The following is a 20,434-nucleotide window of genomic DNA, read 5'->3' as shown; positions in this document are numbered from 1 at the left end:
TATGTCTGCACATCGTCAACTGCGGCTTGGGACCATTTTGCATGGTGCATCGGGCAATATGTCCGCCTGGCGTCATCCGGCGGCGGTCGCGGATGCCAGCATTAATTTTGAATTTGTAAAAGAGACGGCGTTAAAAGCGGAGGAGGGCAAACTCGATTTTTTATTCGTTGCCGACGGTCTTTATATAAATGAGAAATCCATTCCGCATTTTTTAAACCGCTTTGAGCCGTTAACGGTATTATCCGCGCTGGCAAGCATCACTACGCGGCTGGGGCTGGTGGGAACGTTATCCACCTCCTACAGCGAACCCTTTACCACGGCGCGCCAGTTCGCCAGCCTCGATCATCTGAGCAACGGACGTGCGGGCTGGAACGTGGTGACTTCGCCGCTGGAAGGGTCGGCAAAGAACTTCTCGCGCGAAAAACACCCCGAGCATGCGCTGCGCTATCGCATTGCGGATGAGTATCTCGACGTGGTGAAAGGGCTGTGGGACTCCTGGGAAGGCGACGCGTTTATTCGCAACAAAGAGAGTGGTCAGTTTTTTGACCCGGCCAGGCTGCATACCCTCGATCACCACGGTGACTTCTTCCAGGTCGCCGGTCCGCTGAATATTGGTCGCACCCCGCAAGGGCGTCCGATTGTTTTTCAGGCGGGCGCGTCGGACGACGGGAAAAAGCTGGCGGCAAAACATGCCGACGCCATCTTCACGCATCACGAAACGCTCGACGAGGCAAAAGCGTTTTACCGCGACGTGAAGCAGCAGCTGGAAACAAACGGCCGCCGCGCGTCAGATTTACATATCTTCCAGGGCGTCAGCGTGATTGTGGGTAAAGACGCCGATGACGTGGAAAACCAGTATCAAACCACGGCGGCGCTGGTGTCGGTTACCGATGCCCTCAATTACCTCGGGCGTTATTTTGAACATCACGATTTCAGCCAGTATCCGCTCGACGAGCCGTTCCCGGATATCGGTGACTTAGGCAAAAACAGCTTCCGCAGCACCACCGATGAAATTAAGCGAAATGCCCGCGAGCGCAACTTAACCCTGCGCCAGGTGGCGCTTGAGGCCGCATCGCCGCGCCCGCGCTTTTCCGGCACGCCGGAGGAGGTCGCCGACGGTCTGCAGGCCTGGTTTGAAGGCTATGCCGCAGACGGCTTCATCATCCAGGGCGGTACGCCGGATACCTTTCCGCGCTTTATTGACCAGGTGGTGCCCGTTTTACAGGCCCGCGGCCTGTTCCGCACCGACTACCCGGGAACTACGCTGCGCGAAAGCCTTGGCTTAGACCAACCGAAAAACCAGTTCACACAACAATAAAAGAGAACTCCGCTATGCAGAAAACATCGCTTATTCTGGCGCTCGCGCTGGCCTTTACCCCTGCCGTCTGGGCAGAGAATGTGAACATTAACGGCACCGGCGTGAGCATTGAGGCCAATAAAACGCCGATCAATACCGCCAAAAACAGCGATGCAGTGGCGCAGCTGCCGAAAGATTATCGCTTCGCCGTGCCGGGGAAATTTACCGTGGCGGTGGCGGGCCTGAATCAACCGCCGCTGACGGTATTTTCCGACGACAACAAAACGCTGCTCGGGAGTGAAGTTGACGTCGCCCGTCTGGTGGCCGACAGCCTCGGGCTTGAATTGAACGTGGTGCCAACGTCGTGGGAAGACTGGCCGCTGGGCGTGGCGTCCGGGAAATATGATGCCGCCATCAGCAACATTACCGTTACCAAAGCGCGCAAAGAGAAGTTTGATTTCGCCACCTACCGTAAGGACTCCCTCGGTTTCTACGTGAAATCGACCAGCCCGATCGAATCGCTTCAGAAGGCTGAGGACATCGCCGGGCTGCGGATTATCGTTAGTTCCGGGACCAATCAGGAGGCCATCCTGCTGGCATGGAATGCTGAAAACCTGAAGAAGGGGCTGAAACCGTTTACCCCGATCTATACCAAAGACGATGCGGCGCAAACGCTGGCGCTCCAGTCCGGGCGCGCGGATGCCTACTTTGGCCCGAACGTAATTGGCGCATGGAAGGCGGCGCTGAACGGGAAAACTAAACTGGTCGGCAGCGTCGACGGCGGCTGGCCGAAGGCGGCGCACATTGCGGTGACGCTGAAGAAAGGCAGCGGGCTGGTTGAGCCGGTGCAGACCGCGCTGAACGGCGTCATCAAAAACGGCGATTACGACAAAGTGCTGAACCGCTGGGGGGAAGGCGTTGAGCGTATTCCGCAGTCAGAAGTGAATCCTGATGGCCTGGGTGATTAAGGAGGCGCTATGCGTGAACAATTTCGTGACGTTTCACCGGAAGATGCCGAACTTCAGCCCATTATCGAGGGGCTGTTCGGTGAATATGCCGCCCGCTACGGTGACTACTTCTCTAAAGACGCGGAAGTGGAACTCACCGAGTGGTATTTAGCGCCGCGGGGGCTGTTTATCGTTCTGGAGCGTGACGGAAAAATCATCGCCACCGGTGCGTACAAACCCTTCGACGAACGCACCGCGGAAATCAAGCGCATCTGGACGGACAAAACCCTGCGTCAGCAGGGGCTTGCCGGACGCGTAGTGCAGGAGCTGGAGCGCAGGGCGGTGCTGGCAGGTTACAGCCAGATCTACCTGACAACCGGTTTTCGCCAGCCGGAAGCGGTCAGGCTCTATCTCAGCCAGGGCTACCAGCCACAGTTTGATCTGAACCGGGATCCGGAAGAGTACAGCCAGCCGCCGTTTGATGGTCGGCTGCGCTTCACTAAAACGCTGGTACGCGAAGCGTTCAGTAAAACCGCATGAGGAACGACGATGAGCAACGTTGAAACCATTAAGGTGGTCCCGGCGCGTTATCCGCTGCGGACCGTCGGCGCCGCGGTGGCGCTGTTTGTGCTGGCGATCGTGATTCAGTCCGTCGCCTTTAACCCGCGCTGGGAGTGGGCGGTGTTTGCCCGCTGGTTCTTTGACCCGGTTATTCTCGAAGGCGTAGGGCAGACTCTGCTGCTTACCCTGATCGGTACCGCGCTGAGCGTGGTATTGGGCGGCATGCTGGCGCTGGCGAGACTCTCCTCGTCATGGCTGCTGAGCAGCCTGGCGTGGGGCTATATCTGGCTGTTTCGCTCGCTGCCGCTGATCGTGGTGCTGATCATTCTCTACAACTTTTCCTATCTCTACGACACGCTCTCCCTCGGCGTGCCGTTCACCAGCATTAGCTGGGGCAGCTTTGAGACCATTAACGTGCTCGGGCAGTTCTCCACCGCCGTGGTGGGACTAACGCTGGTGCAGAGCGCCTATACCGCCGAGATCATTCGCGGTGGATTCCTCGGCGTCGATCATGGGCAGTATGAGGCCGCCGCCGCGCTCGGCCTGCCGGCCTGGCGACGTACGGTGCGGATAATCCTGCCTCAGGCGTTGCGCACCATTCTGCCGTCCGGGTTCAATGAAATTATCAGCCTCGCCAAGGGGACGGCGATGGTCTATGTCCTGGCAATGCCGGAGCTGTTCTATACCATCCAGATGATCTACAACCGCACGCAGGAGGTGATCCCGTTGCTGATGGTCGGTGCCGCGTGGTACCTGGTGATTACCACCGTCTTGTCCGCTATTCAGTACGGTGTTGAACGCGCACTCGCCCGCAGCGAACGCCGCTCTGCGGTTAATCAGAACCGCGCCGCCCGTCGCACCCGTTCCGTCACCACCACGCCAGCACAGGAGCCTATCCATGCAAGCCTCTCCTGAAGGACATATCTCGATTACCGGCGTCAGCAAGTATTTTGGTCGCCATAAGGCGCTCGACAACGTTTCGCTTGAGATCCCGCCCGGTTCCGTGACGGTCATTCTCGGGCCCTCAGGCTCGGGCAAATCGACGCTGCTGCGCACCATTAACCATCTGGAGCGCGTCGACGAAGGCTTTATTCAAATCGACGGGGACTACATTGGCTACCGTCGTCAGGGCGACAAGCTCTATGAGCTGAAGGAGAAAGAGATCCTCAAGCAGCGCGTCAACGTGGGCTATGTGTTTCAGAACTTCAATCTCTTTCCTCACCTCACGGTGCTGGAAAACCTGATTGAGGCGCCCATCGCGCATAAGAAGCTCAGCAAAAAAGAGGCGGTGGAAAGGGCATACAGCCTGCTGGATGTGGTCGGGCTGCGGGATAAAGCCGATGCCTGGTCTCGCCATCTCTCCGGCGGGCAGCAGCAGCGCATTGCGATTGCCCGCGCGCTGGCGTTACGCCCCCGCGTGATGCTGTTTGATGAACCTACCTCGGCGCTGGATCCGGAGCTGGTGGGAGAGGTGCTGGACGTGATCAAAAAACTGGCCCGGTCCGGCACTACGCTGGTGGTGGTCACCCACGAGATCGGCTTTGCCCGCGAGGTGGCGGATCAGGTGGTGTTTATGGTCGACGGGAAAATCGTGGAGCAGGGCAGCAGCGACGCGGTATTGAACCGTCCGTCGCATGCGCGAACGCGCCAGTTCCTGTCAAAAGTGCTGTAAGGAGCGCAGATGAAATACGGACTTCTGGCGGGGCTGGTCTTCACAACGGCAAGCCACGCCAGCATCGATCTGAAAGCCAACGAGCAGCCGCTGCCGGTGACGGTGGATCGGCAGGCCGTGGCGAAGATCCCCGCCGGTTATAAATTCGTTGAGCCGGGTACGCTGACGGTCGCCGTCTCGATGCTGAACTCCCCGCCGCTGGCGCTGCTGGCCAGCGATAACCGCACGCGGATTGGCAGCGACCCGGATATCGCACGCCTGCTGGCGGGCAGCCTGGGGCTGAAGCTAAAGCTGGTGCCAACGGCGTGGGAAGACTGGCCGCTGGGCATCGCTTCCGGGCGCTACGACGTGGCGCTGGTGAACATTGCGGTGACCGAACAGCGTAAAGAGAAGTTTGATTTTGCGACCTACCGCGTCGATTCGTTGGCGTTTTCGGTGAAGTCCACCAGCGAGATTCAATCAATCAAAAGCGCGGAAGATCTGGCCGGAAAAAAGGTGATTGTCGGCTCGGGCACCAATCAGGAGCGCATCCTGCTGGGCTGGAACGAAGAGAATAAAAAGGCGGGGCGAGCGCCTGCGCTGCCGGTCTATCTCCACGACGATGCCTCGGGCAATCTCTATATCCAGTCCGGCAGGGCGGACGTGTTCTTTGGCCCTCAGTCGGTTTCAGCTTATAAAGCGGCGCTCACCGGCAAAACCCGCGTGGTCGGTTTAGGTCCGAAAAAAGCTTATGTCGCCACCACGACCAAAAAAGGCAATGGGCTGGTGTACGCGCTGCAGGCCGCGCTGAACGGGGCGATTGAGCGCGGAGAGTACCAGAAAGTGCTGGCGCGCTGGGGCGAACAGGGCGAAGCGGTGGCGCAATCGGAGGTCAACCCGCCTGGGATAACCTACTAATGGTGCTCTACACTTAGGATTTTCACTCCTGAGGGGGCAACATGATGAAACTCTATGGCGTACCCGGCTGGGGCTCGGCAATCAGTGAAGTGATGCTGACCCTGGCTGATATCCCTTATCAATTTGTGAACGTTGACGGGTTTGACCAGCCCGGCTCGCAGCGTGAACTGCTGCAAAAACTCAACCCGCTGTGCCAGGTGCCCACGCTGGAGCTGGAAAATGGCGCCATCATGACCGAAACGGCGGCGATTGCCCTGATGGTTCTCGACAGATGTCCCGATCTCGCCCCACCCGTGGGGCAGGCTGAGCGTCAGCAGTTTCAGCGTCTGCTTATCTGGTTCGTGGCGAACGTCTATCCCACCTTTACCTATGCCGATTATCCCGAACGCTGGGTGCCTGATGCGCCGGAACAGCTGCAGAAAAACTGCATTGAGTACCGGAAATCCCTCTATCTATGGTTTGAAAATCAGCTTAAGGCCGCGCCGTTTGCGCTGGGTGAACGGCTGACGCTGCTGGATGTGTATATTGCGGTGGCTCGCACCTGGGGGCCTCGCCATGAGTGGTTTGCGACAAATACGCCGAAGCTTACGGCGATTGCGGATACCGTGTGTCAGCTGCCGGAACTGCACAAGGTGTTAAAGGCAAACAACATTATCTGATAACGTGGAATGCTCACACATAACAGGAAGCCTGCATATGCCACACGTAGATATCAAATGTTTTCCCCGCGATCTTAACGACGAGCAAAAAACCGCGCTGGCGGCAGATATCGCCGAGGTGATAATTCGCCATTTCAACAGCAAAGACGGTTCAGTATCGGTGGCGTTGAACCAGGTAAACCCGGAAGACTGGAAGGCGCAGGTCTGGGATACCGAAATCGGACCGAAGCTGGACGAGTTGATTAAAAAGCCCGGGTATTCATTGTAATCTTTCGCCGGGTGAGGTCATCGTCCTACCCGGTTTCTCCTGCCGCTTACGCCTTCTTTTCGCAAAAAACGATAAAAATAAGTTTTATCTGATCCGTTACACTTAACGTTCACGACCGACATTTCATCAATCCTTAGGAAAGATCGACAACAGAATCAATTAAGGACAGTCAAATTAAAGGATAATTTTCTCATGACAAAATTACCCCGGTTTTCACCTGCTTTTTTCCACCCGCGATACTGGCTAAGCTGGACAGGCATCGCCGCCCTGTGGCTTATCATGCTGCTGCCTTACCCGCTGTTGTTCAGACTCGGACACGCTCTGGGCCGGTTAGCCATGCGCCTTCTACCGCGCCGTGTCGAGATTGCCCGCCGTAATCTGGAACTGTGCTTCCCGCAGATGGAAGCAGAAGCGCGTGAATCTTTGCTGCAGCGAAATTTTGAATCCGTGGGAATGGGGGTTATCGAAACCGGCATGGCGTGGTTCTGGCCTGAATGGCGGGTGCGTAAATGCTTTACCGTGCGCGGTTACGAACATATGGAGCAGGCCAGGGCGCAGGGAAAGGGCGTGGTGCTGGTTGGCATGCATTTTCTGACGCTTGAGCTGGGCGCGCGGATATTTGGCATGCTTAACCCCGGTATTGGGGTTTATCGTCCCAACAATAATGCGCTCCTGGACTGGCTACAAACGCGCGGTCGTCTGCGTTCGAATAAAACCATGCTGGATCGTCATGATTTAAAAGGCATGATCCGTGCCCTGAAGCAGAATGAAATTCTCTGGTACGCGCCGGATCATGACTATGGCAAAGCCAACAGCGTGTTTGCGCCATTCTTCGCCGTCCCGGATGCCGCCACGACGGCGGGCAGCTATATGCTGGTCAAAAGCGCTAAGCCTGCCGTTATTCCGTTTGTGCCGCGCCGCAGAGAGGACGGTACAGGGTACGAGCTGATTATTCTTGAAGATATCAGCGCGTCATTGCAGGGTGCGGATAAAGAGTCTGTTGCAACCCAGATGAACCGGGCGATCGAGCGCGCGGTGCTGATGGCGCCGGAGCAGTATATGTGGCTGCACCGTCGCTTCAAGACGCGTCCTGAGGGCGTGCCGGACAGATATGCCCGTAAAAAAATCTCCGCGCCCCCTCGGGCTGGCTTAACCGACGATGAATTCTCGCAGCAGTCGGGCATGCAGCACTAAAACGCCACGCAAAAGGCTGCTGGAGCTAGTTTCCGGCAGCGCTTTTGGCCTTTAGCAGTATTTCCATCAGCCCGGGAAAACGGGCATCCAGATCCTCCCGACGCAGTGAAATCATATTTTCTCGTCCCTGCGGACGCTGCCAGATGACCCCACTGTCGCGCAACACGCGCCAGTGGTGGGTCATCGTGGATTTCACCACGTCCTCCGGGCGCAGCGCGTTACAGCTGAGTTCGCTGCCGTCGGCGAGTCGGCGAATAATCGATAGCCGGAGCGGGTTGCCGAGGGCAAACAGCACATTTTCCAGCAGTATTTGTTCAGTTTCAGGGTGGTTAGGGATCATCGTTTTCCTGCGCGTGATGTCAGATTGAGCTATATCAACAATAGGTCAACCCTTAAAAAATAGTTCGATAATACTCGTACAATAGGACTATTATAGCAAACGAACCAATGCACGACCATCCCGGTCGTCACAAACACGTCATAGTGACTAAGGAAATATCATGCCCCGACCCATTCCTCTCGAACGTTATCGCAACATCGGTATCTCCGCGCATATCGATGCCGGTAAAACCACCACCACTGAGCGCATCCTGTTTTATACCGGGATGAGCCACAAGCTGGGTGAAGTACACGATGGCGCGGCAACCACCGACTGGATGGCGCAGGAGCAAGAGCGCGGGATCACCATTACGTCCGCGGCGGTCAGCTGCTTCTGGCCAGGCATGGACAGAGGCTTTGAGCCGCACCGGATCAACATCATCGACACCCCGGGGCACGTGGACTTCACCATTGAGGTGGAGCGTTCCATGCGCGTGCTCGACGGCGCGGTGATGGTGTATGACTCCGTGGGTGGCGTGCAGCCGCAGTCGGAAACCGTCTGGCGTCAGGCCAATAAATATCACGTACCGCGTCTGGCCTTCGTCAACAAAATGGACCGTCCGGGTGCCGATTTCTTCCGCGTCGTGCGTATGATGCAGGAGCGCCTGAAGGCCAATCCGGTGCCGATTGTCATCCCGGTGGGGGCCGAAGATCATTTCATCGGCGTGGTGGATCTCATCAAGATGCGCACCATTCTGTGGGACGATGCGACGCAGGGTATGGTGTTTACCTATGCCCCCGTGCCGGACGATTTAGTCAGTACCGCCCAGGAGTGGCGGGAAAAAATGGTCTCCGCGGCGGCGGAAGCCAGCGATGCACTGATGGACAAATACCTGGAAACGGGCGACCTGACGGAGGCGGAAATTATCCAGGGGCTGCGCATTCGCACCATCTCGGGCGAAATCCAGCCGATGCTGTGCGGCAGCGCCTTTAAAAACAAAGGTGTGCAGCGCATGCTGGATGCGGTGATTGAGCTGATGCCGTCCCCGCTGGACGTGCCGGCCATTGACGGCGTTGATGAAAAAGGACAGCACGCGGAGCGTCATCCGAGTGATGATGAGCCGTTCTCGGCGCTGGCGTTCAAGCTGATGAGCGACCCGTACGTCGGGCAGCTGACCTTTATCCGGGTCTACTCTGGCGTGCTGCGCAAAGGCGACGCGGTCTATAACCCGGTGAAAGAGAAGAAAGAGCGCATCGGGCGCATCGTGCTGATGCATGCCAACGATCGCCATGAGGTGGATGAACTGCGCGCGGGCGATATCGCGGCCTGCGTGGGGCTGAAGGACGTGACCACCGGTGACACGCTCACCGATCCGAACGCCGTCATTACGCTTGAGCGCATGGAGTTCCCGGATCCGGTGATCTCGCTGGCGATTGAGCCGAAAACCAAAGGCGATCAGGAGAAAATGGGCATTGCGCTGCAGCGTCTGGCGGCGGAAGACCCGTCTTTCCGCCTGCACACTGACGAGGAGTCCGGTCAGACCATTATCTCCGGGATGGGTGAGCTACACCTCGAGATCATCGTCGACCGCATGAAGCGTGAGTTTGGCGTCGAGGCGAACATTGGTCGTCCGCAGGTAACCTACCGGGAAACCCTGCGCAAGGCGGTGAAGGATATTGAAGGGAAATTTGTCCGACAGTCCGGCGGGAAAGGGCAGTACGGTCATGTGGTCCTGAGCCTGGAGCCGCTGGAGCCCGGAAGTGGTTTTGTATTTGAAGATGCCACCAAGGGCGGCGTGGTACCGCGCGAGTATATCCCGTCCGTAGAGAAAGGGCTGCGGGAAGCGATGAACAGCGGCGTGCTGGCGGGCTATCCGGTCGTAGATGTTAAGGCGACGCTGACGTTTGGCTCGTATCACGACGTCGACTCCTCGGAGATGGCGTTCCGCATGGCGGCGATCCTCGGCTTCAAGGAGGGCGCTCGCAGGGCGGATCCGGTGATCCTTGAGCCGATCATGCACGTGGAAGTGGAAACCCCGGAAGAGTACGCCGGGAACATCATGGGCGATCTCTCTTCCCGACGCGGCATGGTGCAGGGAATGGCGGAGCAGTACGGAAGCCAGATTATCCGCGCCGATGTGCCGCTGGCCGAGATGTTTGGCTACGCCACGACGCTGCGTTCGATGTCCCAGGGACGCGCGACGTACACGATGGAATTCCACCATTTTGCGGAGGCACCGCGGAATGTTGCGGATGAGATTATTGCGCGGCGTGCGAAGTGATACGGTCGGTTTCCTACAAATAATGCCTGCACGGACAACCCCTCTCCCTTGAGGGAGAGGGCTGGGGTGAGGGGGAACATACTACACTCGTGGTCATTCCGTTCACTTTATGTTCCTTGCTACTCTGTAACGACAATACCTGTGAACGTGCCAGGGCGGCTCAATCGCCGCCGCCCTGGCAACCCGGGCTCCCGGCGGTAAATCGCCGCTTCGCGGTGCCCTCAGCTTATTCCTTCAGGCTATCGGGTCGGGCATGAGCCTGCATCCCTGCAGGCCACGCCCTCTCGGCGCATCCCTGCGCCTCGCCCCGGCCTTACGGAAACGCTTCGGCGATTTACAGCCGGACCAGGGCGTCGCTGAAAGCCTACAGCCATCATGAAAGCAACTTTATTGCTTCTGCTTAAAATTACTGGGCATGCCTCAGCCCATAGAGGAAGGTTATCTCAATCCAGCGCCTTCACCATCTTCCCGCTCGCCACAAACGTCCCAGCCCCTAGATGATGCAGCGTATTCAACTTATCCCCGTCAAACTGCCAGCGCCCGGCGACAAACGCGCGCTCATCGGCTGCCGCTGAAACCACTTCTCCAAACAGCGTGTCGTATTTCTCTGCCGCAGAGGTGACGGGAAGTAATCGGCACTCCATCCACGCCAGACATTTTTCTTCAATCACCGGCAGCCCGAGCTCAGGGCCGTTCACGACCGGGATCCCGTAGCAGTTGAATTTGTCCTCGTCGCGCCCGCTGACGCTGCCGACAGCATATGTCCAGTTAGCTGCCGCCACGCCGGGGATGACGATGCCAAACTTTCCGCTGCGCTCGATAAGCTCGCGTGACCAGGTACTTTTATCCACCACAATCGCGATGCGCGGCGGTTCAAACTCAACGGGCATGGACCACGCGGCGGCCATCACGTTGCGTCTGTCGAGGTTTTCATCCCGACTGGTAATAAGCACGGTAGGGCCGTGGTTCAACAGGCGGCTGGCATGACGTAATTCAACAGGGCGAAAGTGGCTCATAGGATCTCCTCATCTGTAACGATGAGTATGACGAAAAAGCACGTAAATCAAAGTGAGTGCGTAAAATTAGTTTATAAACAGAACATCACAATCAAAGGAAAATGATGTATGTCCCCCTTTCTGACTGACTATTTTGCCCGCATTGGGTGGGCGCAACCGACAAGGGTTGATATAGACACCCTGCGCGCGCTGCATTTACACCACAATTGTGCGATCCCGTTCGAAAATATTGATGTCGTCCTGCCGCGCGAAATCCATCTTGACGATCAATGTCTGGTCGACAAGCTGGTGACGGCGCGACGCGGAGGATATTGCTTTGAGCAAAACGGCCTTTTCGAACGCGTGTTGCGTGAAGTCGGGTTTAACGTGCGCAGCGTGCTGGGGCGGGTCGTACTGGCAAATCCGTCGCAGATGCCGCCGCGCACGCACCGCCTGCTGCTGGTTGAGCTGAACGGCGAGCGCTGGATTGCCGACGTGGGGTTTGGTGGACAGACGCTGACGGCGCCGATTCGCCTGCTCGCCAACGAGGAGCAGGGGACGCCGCACGGTATGTACCGACTGCTGAGCGAAGGCAACGACTGGGTGCTGCAGTTCCGTCACCACGAGCACTGGCAGTCGATGTACCATTTTGACCTGACGACGCAGTATTTCAGCGATTACGTGATGGGGAACTTCTGGTCGGCGCACTGGCCGCAGTCCCATTTTCGTCATCATCTGCTGATGTGTCGCCACCTGCCGGACGGCGGCAAGCTGACGCTGACTAACTTCAACTTTACCCACTGGCAGAACGGTCACGTGGAGGAGCAGATCCATTTGCCGGATGCGGAGGCGCTGTATAAGCTGATGCAGGAGCGGTTTGGCCTTGGCGTTGATGATCCGAAGCACGGCTTTACACTGGCCGAGCTGACGGCAGTGATGGCAGGGTTTGAGACGCATCCGCAGGCGGGGAAATAGCCCGGTGGCGGCTTCGCCATACCGGGCCCGTAGGTCGGGTAAGGCGTAGCCGCACCTGACAAAATCAACGGCGCGATCTCACCACCTGATACCGACGGGTAAAATATTCAAACGGCGCGCTCCACACGTGTACCAGACGGGTGAACGGGAAGATGAGGAAGATCGTCATCCCCAGCACCAGATGCACGCGGAAGATCGGCGCGACGCCGCTCAACATCTCCGACGAGCCCCCCTTAAACGTTACGATCCCCTGCGCCCAGCCGACCAGCTTCATCATCTCGCTTCCGTCAGGATATTGCGCGGAGAAAGGAATGGTCGACAGCCCCAGGATGCACTGAAGCAGCAGGATACTCATGATGATAATATCCGGCGTGGTGGACGTGGCGCGTACCCGCTGGTTGAAGAGGCGGCGGATCAGCAGCATTGACCCACCAATCAGCGTCAGTACGCCGCAAATGCCTCCCGCAATCATGGCCAGCTGCTGTTTAACCGCGACGGGTAAAAACCAGGCGTACATCCAGTGCGGGGTTAACATGCCGAACAGGTGGCCGAAGAAGATCCCCAGAATCCCGATATGAAACAGGTTAGAGGCCCAGTTCATCCCGCGCTTGCTGAGCATCTGGCTCGATGAGGCCCGCCAGGTGTATTGCCCGTAGTCGTAGCGCAGCCAGCTGCCGAGGAAAAAAACGGTAGCACAGATATACGGGTAAATATCATAGAAAAACACGTTCAGGTAGTGCGTCATTTTGGGCCTCCGGCGCTGACGTCCACGTACTGCGGCGCGACGTCCTGGCTAAAGCGTCGTTGATATTGCTGCATCGGCGAACTGTCGCACGATGTGGCGTTGTCTTCGATAAACTTCACCTGTTCCTCTTCCCACACGGCGTCCAGCGCCTGACGGGTATCATCCCGTTTTTCACCGGACACCTGCTTCGCCACGCTGTCGCTGGAAAGCCGCGTACCGGCCATCGTCAGCAGGGCGTCAAACAGCTGGTAATGCGCCACGCCGCGTTGCTTGAGGCGACCACCAATCAGCGCCAGGATCGGCGCGACATTTTGCAATCCTTCACGCGCCTCGTCGTCGGTGACGAGGCTGAGGTATTCCAGGTAGAGCGGCAGATAGTCGGGCAGCTCGCGACAGTCCAGCTCCAGCCCGGCTTTCTCATACTGGCTCATCAGGTCGACCATCGCCTGACCGCGATCGCGGGACTCGGCGTGAACGTGCTCGAACAGCAGCAGGGACGTTGCGCGCCCGCGTTCAAACACTTCGCACCATTCGGCCTGCTTATCCAGCAGCGGGGCGCTCAGGTGCTGCTGCGCAAACGGCAGCAGCATGGGCGCGTCCTGCTCAACCAGGGAAAGCGCCTCATCGCGGTTTTCCCACAGCAGCTCATCGGGATACTCAATCAGCAGCGCGATGATTTTAAGGATCTGCATTATTCTCCCTCCCCGTGTTCGCGCACCTCGGTGATGTTAATCGCGTCGATGCGGCTGCTGTTGAAGAGGTTGAATTTGGTGTCGGAGCCGTGGCAGCCGTCGCCAAAGGTGAAGCCGCAGCCGTTTTTCTCCGGGAAGGCGTCGCGCGCCATTTCGCGGTGGCTGGTCGGGATCACGAAGCGGTCTTCGTAGTTAGCGATGGCGAGATAGCGGTACATCTCCTCAACCTGCGCTTCGGTCAGGCCCACTTCCTCAATGGCGCGGGTATCGGTCACGCCTTCCACAGTCTGGGAGCGTTTATAGTGACGCATCGCCATCATGCGCTTCAGGGCGCGCAGCACCGGGCCGGTATCGCCCGCGCTGAGCATGTTTGCCAGGTACTGCACTGGAATGCGCAGGCTTTCCACGGCAGGCAGGACGCCGTCACTCTGCGGCAGGCCGCCCGCATCCGCGTAGGACTGAATCGGCGACAGCGGCGGCACGTACCAGACCATCGGCAGGGTGCGGTATTCCGGATGCAGCGGCAGGGCCAGCTTCCAGTCCATCGCCATCTTGTAGACCGGCGAACGTTGCGCGGCGTCGATGACGTTCTGCGGGATGCCCTGCTTCAGCGCTTCCTCAATCACCGCCGGATCGTTCGGGTTGAGGAACACGTCGCACTGGCGCTCGTACAGATCGGTTTCATGCTCGGTGCTGGCGGCCTCTTCAATACGGTCCGCGTCGTACAGCAGCACGCCGAGATAACGGATGCGCCCGACGCAGGTTTCCGAGCAGACAGTCGGCTGGCCGGACTCAATGCGCGGGTAGCAGAAGATGCATTTTTCTGACTTGCCGCTTTTCCAGTTGAAGTAGATTTTCTTGTATGGACAGCCGCTGATGCACAGGCGCCAGCCGCGACATTTATCCTGGTCGATCAGCACAATGCCGTCCTCTTCGCGCTTGTAAATCGCGCCGCTCGGGCAGGTGGCCACGCAGCTCGGGTTCAGGCAGTGCTCGCACAGGCGCGGCAGATACATCATGAAGGTGTTTTCAAACTGGCCGTACATCTCCTTCTGGATCTTCTGGAAGTTGCGGTCGCGGGCGCGCTTTTCGAACTCGCCGCCCAGCAGCTCTTCCCAGTTTGGCCCCCAGACGATTTTGTCCATCCGCTTACCGTCGATCAGCGAGCGGGGGCGCGCGGTAGGGAGGTGATCCCCCTCCGGCGCGCGGTGCAGATCCTGATAGTCAAAGGTGAAGGGTTCGTAATAATCGTCAATCTGTGGCAGGACGGGGTTGGCGAAAATCTTCGACAGCACGCCCATTTTGCCGCCGAGGCGCGGCGTCAGCTTGCCATGTATGCCGCGGATCCAGCCGCCTTGCCACTCCTCCTGATCTTCCCAGTTTTTCGGGTAGCCAATTCCCGGTTTGGTCTCCACATTGTTAAACCACGCATACTCCATCCCTTCGCGCCCGGTCCAGACGTTCTTGCAGGTGACCGAGCAGGTGTGGCAGCCGATGCATTTATCGAGATTCAGAACCATGCCAACCTGTGAGCGTATTTTCATTTTTTCGCCTCCTGTACCTGATCCCGACCTTCGCCATCCAGCCAGTTAATGTTTTTCATTTTGCGGATCATGATGAACTCGTCGCGGTTCGAGCCGACGGTGCCGTAATAGTTGAAGCTGTACGCCAGCTGGGCATAGCCGCCGATCATGTGTGTCGGTTTTGGGCAGACGCGGGTGACCGAGTTGTGGATCCCGCCGCGCCGTCCGGTCACTTCTGACCCCGGAATGTTCAGGATGCGCTCCTGGGCGTGGTACATCATGGTCATGCCTGGCGGCACGCGCTGGCTGACCACCGCGCGGGCGGTGAGGGCGCCGTTGGCGTTGAAGGCTTCGATCCAGTCGTTGTCCTCTATGCCCAGCTCGCGCGCGTCGGTTTCGCTGATCCAGACGATGGGCCCACCGCGCGACAGGGTCTGCATCAGCAGGTTTTCGCTGTAGGTGGAGTGGATGCCCCATTTCTGGTGCGGCGTCAGGAAGTTCAGCGCTTTTTCCGGGAAGCCGTTCGGCGGGATCTCGCGCATGTGGGTCACGCTGCGGGTATCAATCGGTGGGCGATAGGCCACCAGGCTCTCCCCGAAGGCGCGCATCCATGGATGATCCTGATACAGCTGCTGGCGGCCCGAAAGGGTGCGCCACGGGATCAGCTCGTGGACGTTGGTATAGCCCGCGTTATAGGAGACGTGCTCGCTCTCAAGGCCGGACCACGTCGGGCTGGAGATGATTTTGCGCGGCTGCGCCTGAATGTCGCGGAAGCGGATTTTCTCGTCTTCCTTGTTCAGCGCCAGATGGGTGTGGTCGCGCCCGGTCAGTTCCCCGAGCGCTTCCCAGGCCTTCACCGCCACCTGTCCGTTGGTTTCCGGGGCGAGGGCGAGGATCACCTCCGAGGCGTCAATGGCGGTTTCAATGCGCGGGCGGCCTTTCGCCGGGCCGTCGAGCTTGACGTAGTTCAGCTTGCCGAGGAAATCGACCTCGTTCTGCGTATTCCACGAAATGCCTTTCCCGCCGTTGCCGAGCTTGTCCATCAGCGGGCCGAGCGCGGTGAAGCGTTCGTAAGTTTCCGGGTAGTTACGCTCCACCACGGCAATGTTCGGCGCCGTTTTACCGGGGATCAGGTCACATTCCCCTTTGCGCCAGTCCTGAATATCAAACGGCTGCGACAGCTCCGCCGGGGAGTCATGCTGCAGCGGCTGGAGCACCACGTCGGTTTCTGTGCCCAGATGGCCAACGCACACCTCGGAGAAGACTTTGGCGATGCCTTTGTAGATCTCCCAGTCGCTGCGCGATTCCCACGCCGGGTCAACGGCGGCGGAAAGCGGATGAATAAACGGGTGCATGTCCGAGGTATTCATGTCGTCCTTTTCATACCAGGTGGCGGTCGGCAGGACGATATCGGAGAACAGGCAGGTGCTGGACATGCGGAAATCAAGCGTCACCAGCAGGTCGAGTTTGCCCTCGATGGCGGCGGTTTGCCACTCCACCTCTTCAGGCTTCACGTCGTCCGTTGAGCCTAAATCTTCCCCCTGAATGCCGCTCTCGGTGCCGAGCAGGTATTTCAGCATGTACTCGTGGCCTTTCCCGGACGAGCCGAGCAGGTTAGAGCGCCAGACGAACAGGTTGCGCGGGTGGTTCTTGCCGTTGTCCGGCTGTTCGCAGGCGAAGCGGATATCGCCCGATTTCAACGCCTGAACGGTGTACTCCTGCGGCGTCATGCCGGCCGCGTCCGCACGCGCCTTGACATGCAGCGGGTTGAGGTTGAGCTGCGGGGCCGACGGCAGCCAGCCCATGCGCTCGGCGCGAACGTTAAAGTCGATCAGATGTCCGGTGAACTTCGACGCGTCCGCCAGCGGGGAGAGCAGCTCCTGCGCGGTGAGCTTCTCGTAGCGCCACTGGCTGGCGTGGTTGTAGAAGAACGAGGTGCTGTTCATCTGGCGCGGCGGGCGGTTCCAGTCCAGCGCGAAGGCCAGCGGCAGCCAGCCGGTTTGCGGGCGCAGCTTCTCCTGACCGACATAGTGGGACCAGCCGCCGCCGCTCTGCCCGATGCAGCCGCAGAGGACCAGCATATTGATCATCCCGCGGTAGTTCATGTCCATGTGGTACCAGTGGTTCACCCCGGCACCCAGAATGATCATCGAGCGACCGTGCGTTTTGTGCGCCGTGTCGGCGAACTCGCGGGCAATTTTTTCGATCAGGTACGCGGGCACGCCGGTGATCTGCTCGCCCCAGGCGGGCGTGTAGGCTTTGATCTGGTCATAGCTGTCTGCGGCGTTACTGTCCTCCAGGCCGCGATCGAGACCGTAGTTAGCCAGCACCAGATCGTAAACGCTGACCACTCGTTTCTGGCTGCCGTCGGCGAGCGTCAGGGTTTTGCTCGGCACGCGGCGCGTCAGCACCGGCTCCTGCTTCACGCTGCGAAAATGCGGGTTTTCGTTGCCGCCAAAGTAGGGGAAGGCGACGTCCGCCACGCTGTCGTGGGTAATCAGCAGAGAGAGTGTGAGTTCTGTTTCATGGCCCGCAGCCTGAGGCTCCAGGTTCCATTTGCCTTTTTCCCCCCAGCGGAAGCCGATCGAGCCGTTTGGCACCACCAGGTTACCGGCAATATCGAAGGCGACGGTCTTCCACTCTGGGTTATTGGCTTCCCCCAGCCCGTCGACAAGGTCCGAGGCGCGCAGCATACGCCCAGGCACCACGCGACCGTCAACCTGCTCGTCCAGCAGTACGAGCATCGGCATGTCGGTGTAGCGGCGGCAGTAGTTAAGGAAGTAATCGCTCGGGTTATCGAGGTGGAACTCTTTGAGGATGACGTGGCCCATCGCCATGGCGAGAGCGCTGTCGGTGCCCTGTTTGGGGGCCAGCCACTGGTCGCTGAGCTTGGCGACCTCCGAGAAGTCCGGCGTAATCGCAACGGTCTTGGTGCCTTTGTAGCGCACCTCGGTAAAGAAGTGGGCGTCCGGAGTACGCGTCTGCGGCACGTTCGAGCCCCAGGCAATGATATAGCTGGAGTTGTACCAGTCGGCGGACTCCGGCACGTCGGTCTGCTCTCCCCAGGTCATCGGCGACGCCGGCGGCAGGTCGCAGTACCAGTCGTAGAAGCTCAGGCAGGTGCCACCCAGCAGGGAGAGATAGCGCGTTCCGGCGGCGTAGGAGACCATCGACATCGCCGGAATAGGCGAAAAACCGGCCACGCGGTCCGGGCCGTAGTTTTTGATGGTCCAGACGTTAGCGGCGGCGATCAGCTGGTTCAGCTCTTTCCAGTTTGAGCGGATAAACCCGCCTTTACCACGCGCCTTCCTGTAGCTTTGCGCCTTTTGCGGATCGTTCTGGATGGCATCCCAGGCCAGAACCGGATCGGTATGCTGCGCCAGCGCCTCGCGCCAGAGTTCAATCAGCCTGCGGCGCACCAGCGGGTACTTAAGGCGGTTGGCGCTGTAGAGGTACCAGGAGTAGCTTGCGCCTCGCGGGCAGCCGCGCGGCTCGTGATTGGGCAGGTCAGGGCGGGTGCGGGGGTAGTCGGTCTGCTGGGTTTCCCAGGTCACCAGGCCGTTTTTGACATAAATCTTCCAGCTACAGGAGCCGGTACAGTTTACCCCGTGGGTGGATCGCACAATCTTGTCGAACTGCCAGCGCTGGCGGTAGCTGTCCTCCCAGTCGCGGTTGGTGTGATACACCTGCCCGTGCCCATCGGCGAAACTGTCGCCTTTTGTTTTGAAGTAACGGAAGCGGTCCAGCAGTTTGCTCATGACATTTCTCCTGCTTCGATAGCATGGCCGGAGTGCGATGCATCACGCTCCGGCGAAGATGTAGTTTTTATTTTTTTGAGGATTTACGGCCATACACCAGCCAGGTGACCAACACGCAGACGATGTAAAACACGAGGAAGACCTTCATAGCCCCAACCGGCGAACCGGTCATTGCCAGCGATGTGCCGAACGCCTTAGGGATAAAGAACCCGCCAACGGCACCGATGGCGGAGATAAAGCCCAGCGCGGCGGCGGTCTCCGTCACCGCTTCATGCTGCGCCTGATCATCCGTGCCGCCCTGCTTTTTGACGCGGTCAAGGGTGATTTGGCGAAAGATAATCGCGATCATCTGGAAGGTCGAACCGCTGCCCAGCCCGGCGGTGAGGAACAGGCCCATAAAGACCAGGTAGAAGGCGATAAAGCTGCCGGAGCCAGAGCCGGGGAGCGTCAGGAAGATCAGGGCGCTGAAGATAGCCATAAAGACGAAGTTAATCAGCGTGACGCGCACGCCGCCCAGCCTGTCAGAGACCATCCCGCCCGCCGAACGCGCCAGCGCGCCGATCAGGGGGCCAAAGAAAGCGAGGTGCAGGATGTTCACGTCCGGAAACTGGGTTTTCGACAGCATGGCAAAGCCCGCCGAGAAGCCGATAAACGAGCCGAAGGTCGCCAGATAGAGCAGGCTCAGCAGCCAGAGGTGAAAGCGCTTCAGTACCGGCAGCTGGCTGGCGATAGAGGCTTTAGAGCTGGCGATATCGTTCATGCCAAAAAACGCCGCAAGGGTTGCCAGCAGCAGCAGCGGCGCCCAGACCCAGGCCGCATTGGCCAGCCACATCGTTGAGCCGTCTTCCTGCGGTACGCCGTGCACGCCGAGGAAGGTAAACATTGGCAGGAAAATCACCAGCGGAGCAAACAGCTGCATCACGCTGACGCCCAGATTTCCCAGCCCGCCGTTGATGCCCAGCGCGCTGCCCTGTCTGGCCTTTGGGAAGAAGAAGCTGATGTTACCCATGCTGGAGGCAAAGTTGGCCCCGGCAAAACCGCAGAGCAGGGCAATCACGATAAAGACCCAGTAAGGTGTCGCGGTGTTCTGAATGGCTATCCCCAGCCAGACGCAGGGGATAATCAGGATAACGGTGCTCAATACCGTCCAGTAGCGTCCGCCAAATATTGGCACCATAAACGAGTAGGGGACGCGCAATATCGCGCCAGAGAGTGAAGGTAATGCCGTTAGCATAAAAAGCTGATCGGTGGTGAAATTAAATCCGACTTTATTCAGATTGACCGCAACGGCGCTAAATAACATCCACACGCAAAACGCTAATAGCAGGCAAGCTACAGAAATCCATAGGTTTCTTCGTGCAATATGTTTTCCTTTATTCTCCCAAAATTGCGCGTTTTCAGGTTTCCAGTTACTCAACAGATGGGGATTACTTTTATCACTTTGTTGCGACATATCGCCCTCTTGCTTACCATGTTTGAGAGAAAAATGAAGTAAAAACAAAAAGATGATTAAAGAAGTGTTATTGGTTTTTTGGGATGCTTTGGGATACATCTGAAAGGATAGATAAAAAAGCGAACCCCCGAGATTAGAATGAAAATAAGGGCTCGCTTAATGTGTTACTAATTGTAACATTTTGCGTAATTTATACTC

At 58.3% G+C, this 20,434-nt stretch carries 16 protein-coding genes and 1 pseudogene; 10 read left to right on the top strand and 7 right to left on the bottom strand.

What is annotated here, in order from left to right; translation table 11 throughout:
* The first annotated feature begins 1 nt into the window (after nt 1).
* The 8 genes and pseudogenes from IM291_RS21935 to IM291_RS12225 all read left to right on the top strand — a co-directional run bounded on the left by IM291_RS21935 (nt 2) and on the right by IM291_RS12225 (nt 7,495).
* Nucleotides 2-2,265, top strand: a pseudogene (locus IM291_RS21935) (NtaA/DmoA family FMN-dependent monooxygenase).
* Nucleotides 2,266-2,274: 9 nt separating this feature from the next.
* On the top strand, nt 2,275-2,784 hold the full coding sequence (locus tag IM291_RS12255; RefSeq protein WP_192987004.1) for a GNAT family N-acetyltransferase: 510 nt from the start codon (nt 2,275-2,277) through the stop codon (nt 2,782-2,784).
* A gap of 9 nt (nt 2,785-2,793) precedes the next feature.
* Nucleotides 2,794-3,720, top strand: coding sequence for an amino acid ABC transporter permease (locus IM291_RS12250; protein WP_047368635.1), 927 nt, complete (start codon nt 2,794-2,796; stop codon nt 3,718-3,720).
* The gene (locus IM291_RS12245; RefSeq protein ID WP_023292311.1) at nt 3,704-4,477 is read left to right on the top strand and encodes an amino acid ABC transporter ATP-binding protein; all 774 of its coding nucleotides are present in this window, start codon (nt 3,704-3,706) and stop codon (nt 4,475-4,477) included. Before IM291_RS12250 ends, IM291_RS12245 begins: the two co-directional genes overlap by 17 nt.
* Before the next feature lie 9 nt (nt 4,478-4,486).
* Complete coding sequence (locus tag IM291_RS12240) at nt 4,487-5,374, top strand: ABC transporter substrate-binding protein (RefSeq protein WP_088205498.1); 888 nt, start codon at nt 4,487-4,489, stop codon at nt 5,372-5,374.
* 41 nt (nt 5,375-5,415) lie between these two features.
* Nucleotides 5,416-6,033, top strand: coding sequence for a glutathione S-transferase family protein (locus IM291_RS12235; protein WP_192987002.1), 618 nt, complete (start codon nt 5,416-5,418; stop codon nt 6,031-6,033).
* A gap of 37 nt (nt 6,034-6,070) precedes the next feature.
* The gene (gene pptA / locus IM291_RS12230) at nt 6,071-6,301 is read left to right on the top strand and encodes a tautomerase PptA (protein ID WP_192987000.1); all 231 of its coding nucleotides are present in this window, start codon (nt 6,071-6,073) and stop codon (nt 6,299-6,301) included.
* Between the two features lie 192 nt (nt 6,302-6,493).
* Nucleotides 6,494-7,495: a Kdo(2)-lipid IV(A) acyltransferase gene (locus IM291_RS12225; RefSeq protein WP_192986998.1), complete on the top strand. Its 1,002-nt coding sequence runs from the start codon at nt 6,494-6,496 to the stop codon at nt 7,493-7,495.
* Nucleotides 7,496-7,520: 25 nt separating this feature from the next.
* On the opposite strand, the gene IM291_RS12220 is transcribed toward IM291_RS12225, so the two are convergent.
* Nucleotides 7,521-7,835 carry a helix-turn-helix transcriptional regulator gene (locus IM291_RS12220; RefSeq protein ID WP_041909805.1) on the bottom strand — a complete coding sequence of 105 codons (315 nt, stop codon included), beginning with the start codon at nt 7,833-7,835 and terminating at the stop codon, nt 7,521-7,523.
* A gap of 160 nt (nt 7,836-7,995) precedes the next feature.
* On the opposite strand from IM291_RS12220, the gene fusA reads away from it, so the two are divergent.
* Nucleotides 7,996-10,095 carry an elongation factor G gene (gene fusA, locus IM291_RS12215; protein ID WP_192986996.1) on the top strand — a complete coding sequence of 700 codons (2,100 nt, stop codon included), beginning with the start codon at nt 7,996-7,998 and terminating at the stop codon, nt 10,093-10,095.
* Between the two features lie 443 nt (nt 10,096-10,538).
* Here the strand turns inward: fusA and IM291_RS12210 are convergent, their stop codons facing one another.
* Nucleotides 10,539-11,111, bottom strand: a complete 573-nt coding sequence (locus tag IM291_RS12210; protein WP_192986994.1) for a flavin reductase family protein — start codon at nt 11,109-11,111, stop codon at nt 10,539-10,541.
* A gap of 108 nt (nt 11,112-11,219) precedes the next feature.
* Here IM291_RS12210 and nhoA point away from each other — a divergent pair, with 108 nt between their 5' ends.
* A complete protein-coding gene (nhoA, locus tag IM291_RS12205) occupies nt 11,220-12,065 on the top strand; it encodes an N-hydroxyarylamine O-acetyltransferase (RefSeq protein ID WP_192986992.1) in 846 nt (281 codons plus the stop codon).
* A 64-nt stretch (nt 12,066-12,129) separates the two neighbouring features.
* Here the strand turns inward: nhoA and narI are convergent, their stop codons facing one another.
* The 5 genes from narI to IM291_RS12180 all read right to left on the bottom strand — a co-directional run bounded on the left by narI (nt 12,130) and on the right by IM291_RS12180 (nt 20,236).
* Nucleotides 12,130-12,810, bottom strand: coding sequence for a respiratory nitrate reductase subunit gamma (gene narI, locus IM291_RS12200; RefSeq protein ID WP_022648214.1), 681 nt, complete (start codon nt 12,808-12,810; stop codon nt 12,130-12,132).
* On the bottom strand, nt 12,807-13,502 hold the full coding sequence (gene narW / locus IM291_RS12195; RefSeq protein ID WP_048999890.1) for a nitrate reductase molybdenum cofactor assembly chaperone: 696 nt from the start codon (nt 13,500-13,502) through the stop codon (nt 12,807-12,809). Before narW ends, narI begins: the two co-directional genes overlap by 4 nt.
* Nucleotides 13,502-15,046 carry a nitrate reductase subunit beta gene (gene narH, locus IM291_RS12190; RefSeq protein WP_008501747.1) on the bottom strand — a complete coding sequence of 515 codons (1,545 nt, stop codon included), beginning with the start codon at nt 15,044-15,046 and terminating at the stop codon, nt 13,502-13,504. Before narH ends, narW begins: the two co-directional genes overlap by 1 nt.
* Entirely contained in the window at nt 15,043-18,783 is a 3,741-nt protein-coding gene (locus IM291_RS12185) for a nitrate reductase subunit alpha (RefSeq protein ID WP_192986990.1), read from the bottom strand. Before IM291_RS12185 ends, narH begins: the two co-directional genes overlap by 4 nt.
* A 67-nt stretch (nt 18,784-18,850) precedes the next feature.
* Entirely contained in the window at nt 18,851-20,236 is a 1,386-nt protein-coding gene (locus IM291_RS12180) for a NarK family nitrate/nitrite MFS transporter (RefSeq protein WP_192986988.1), read from the bottom strand.
* Between the last annotated feature and the right edge of the window lie 198 nt (nt 20,237-20,434).

The sequence above is a fragment of the Enterobacter cloacae complex sp. P27C genome, assembly GCF_014895705.1.
In the GTDB taxonomy this organism is placed as follows: Bacteria; Pseudomonadota; Gammaproteobacteria; order Enterobacterales; family Enterobacteriaceae; genus Enterobacter; species Enterobacter bugandensis.
The sequence above is the reverse complement of the archived record's forward strand: the minus strand, read 5'-3'. Positions and strand labels throughout refer to the sequence as shown.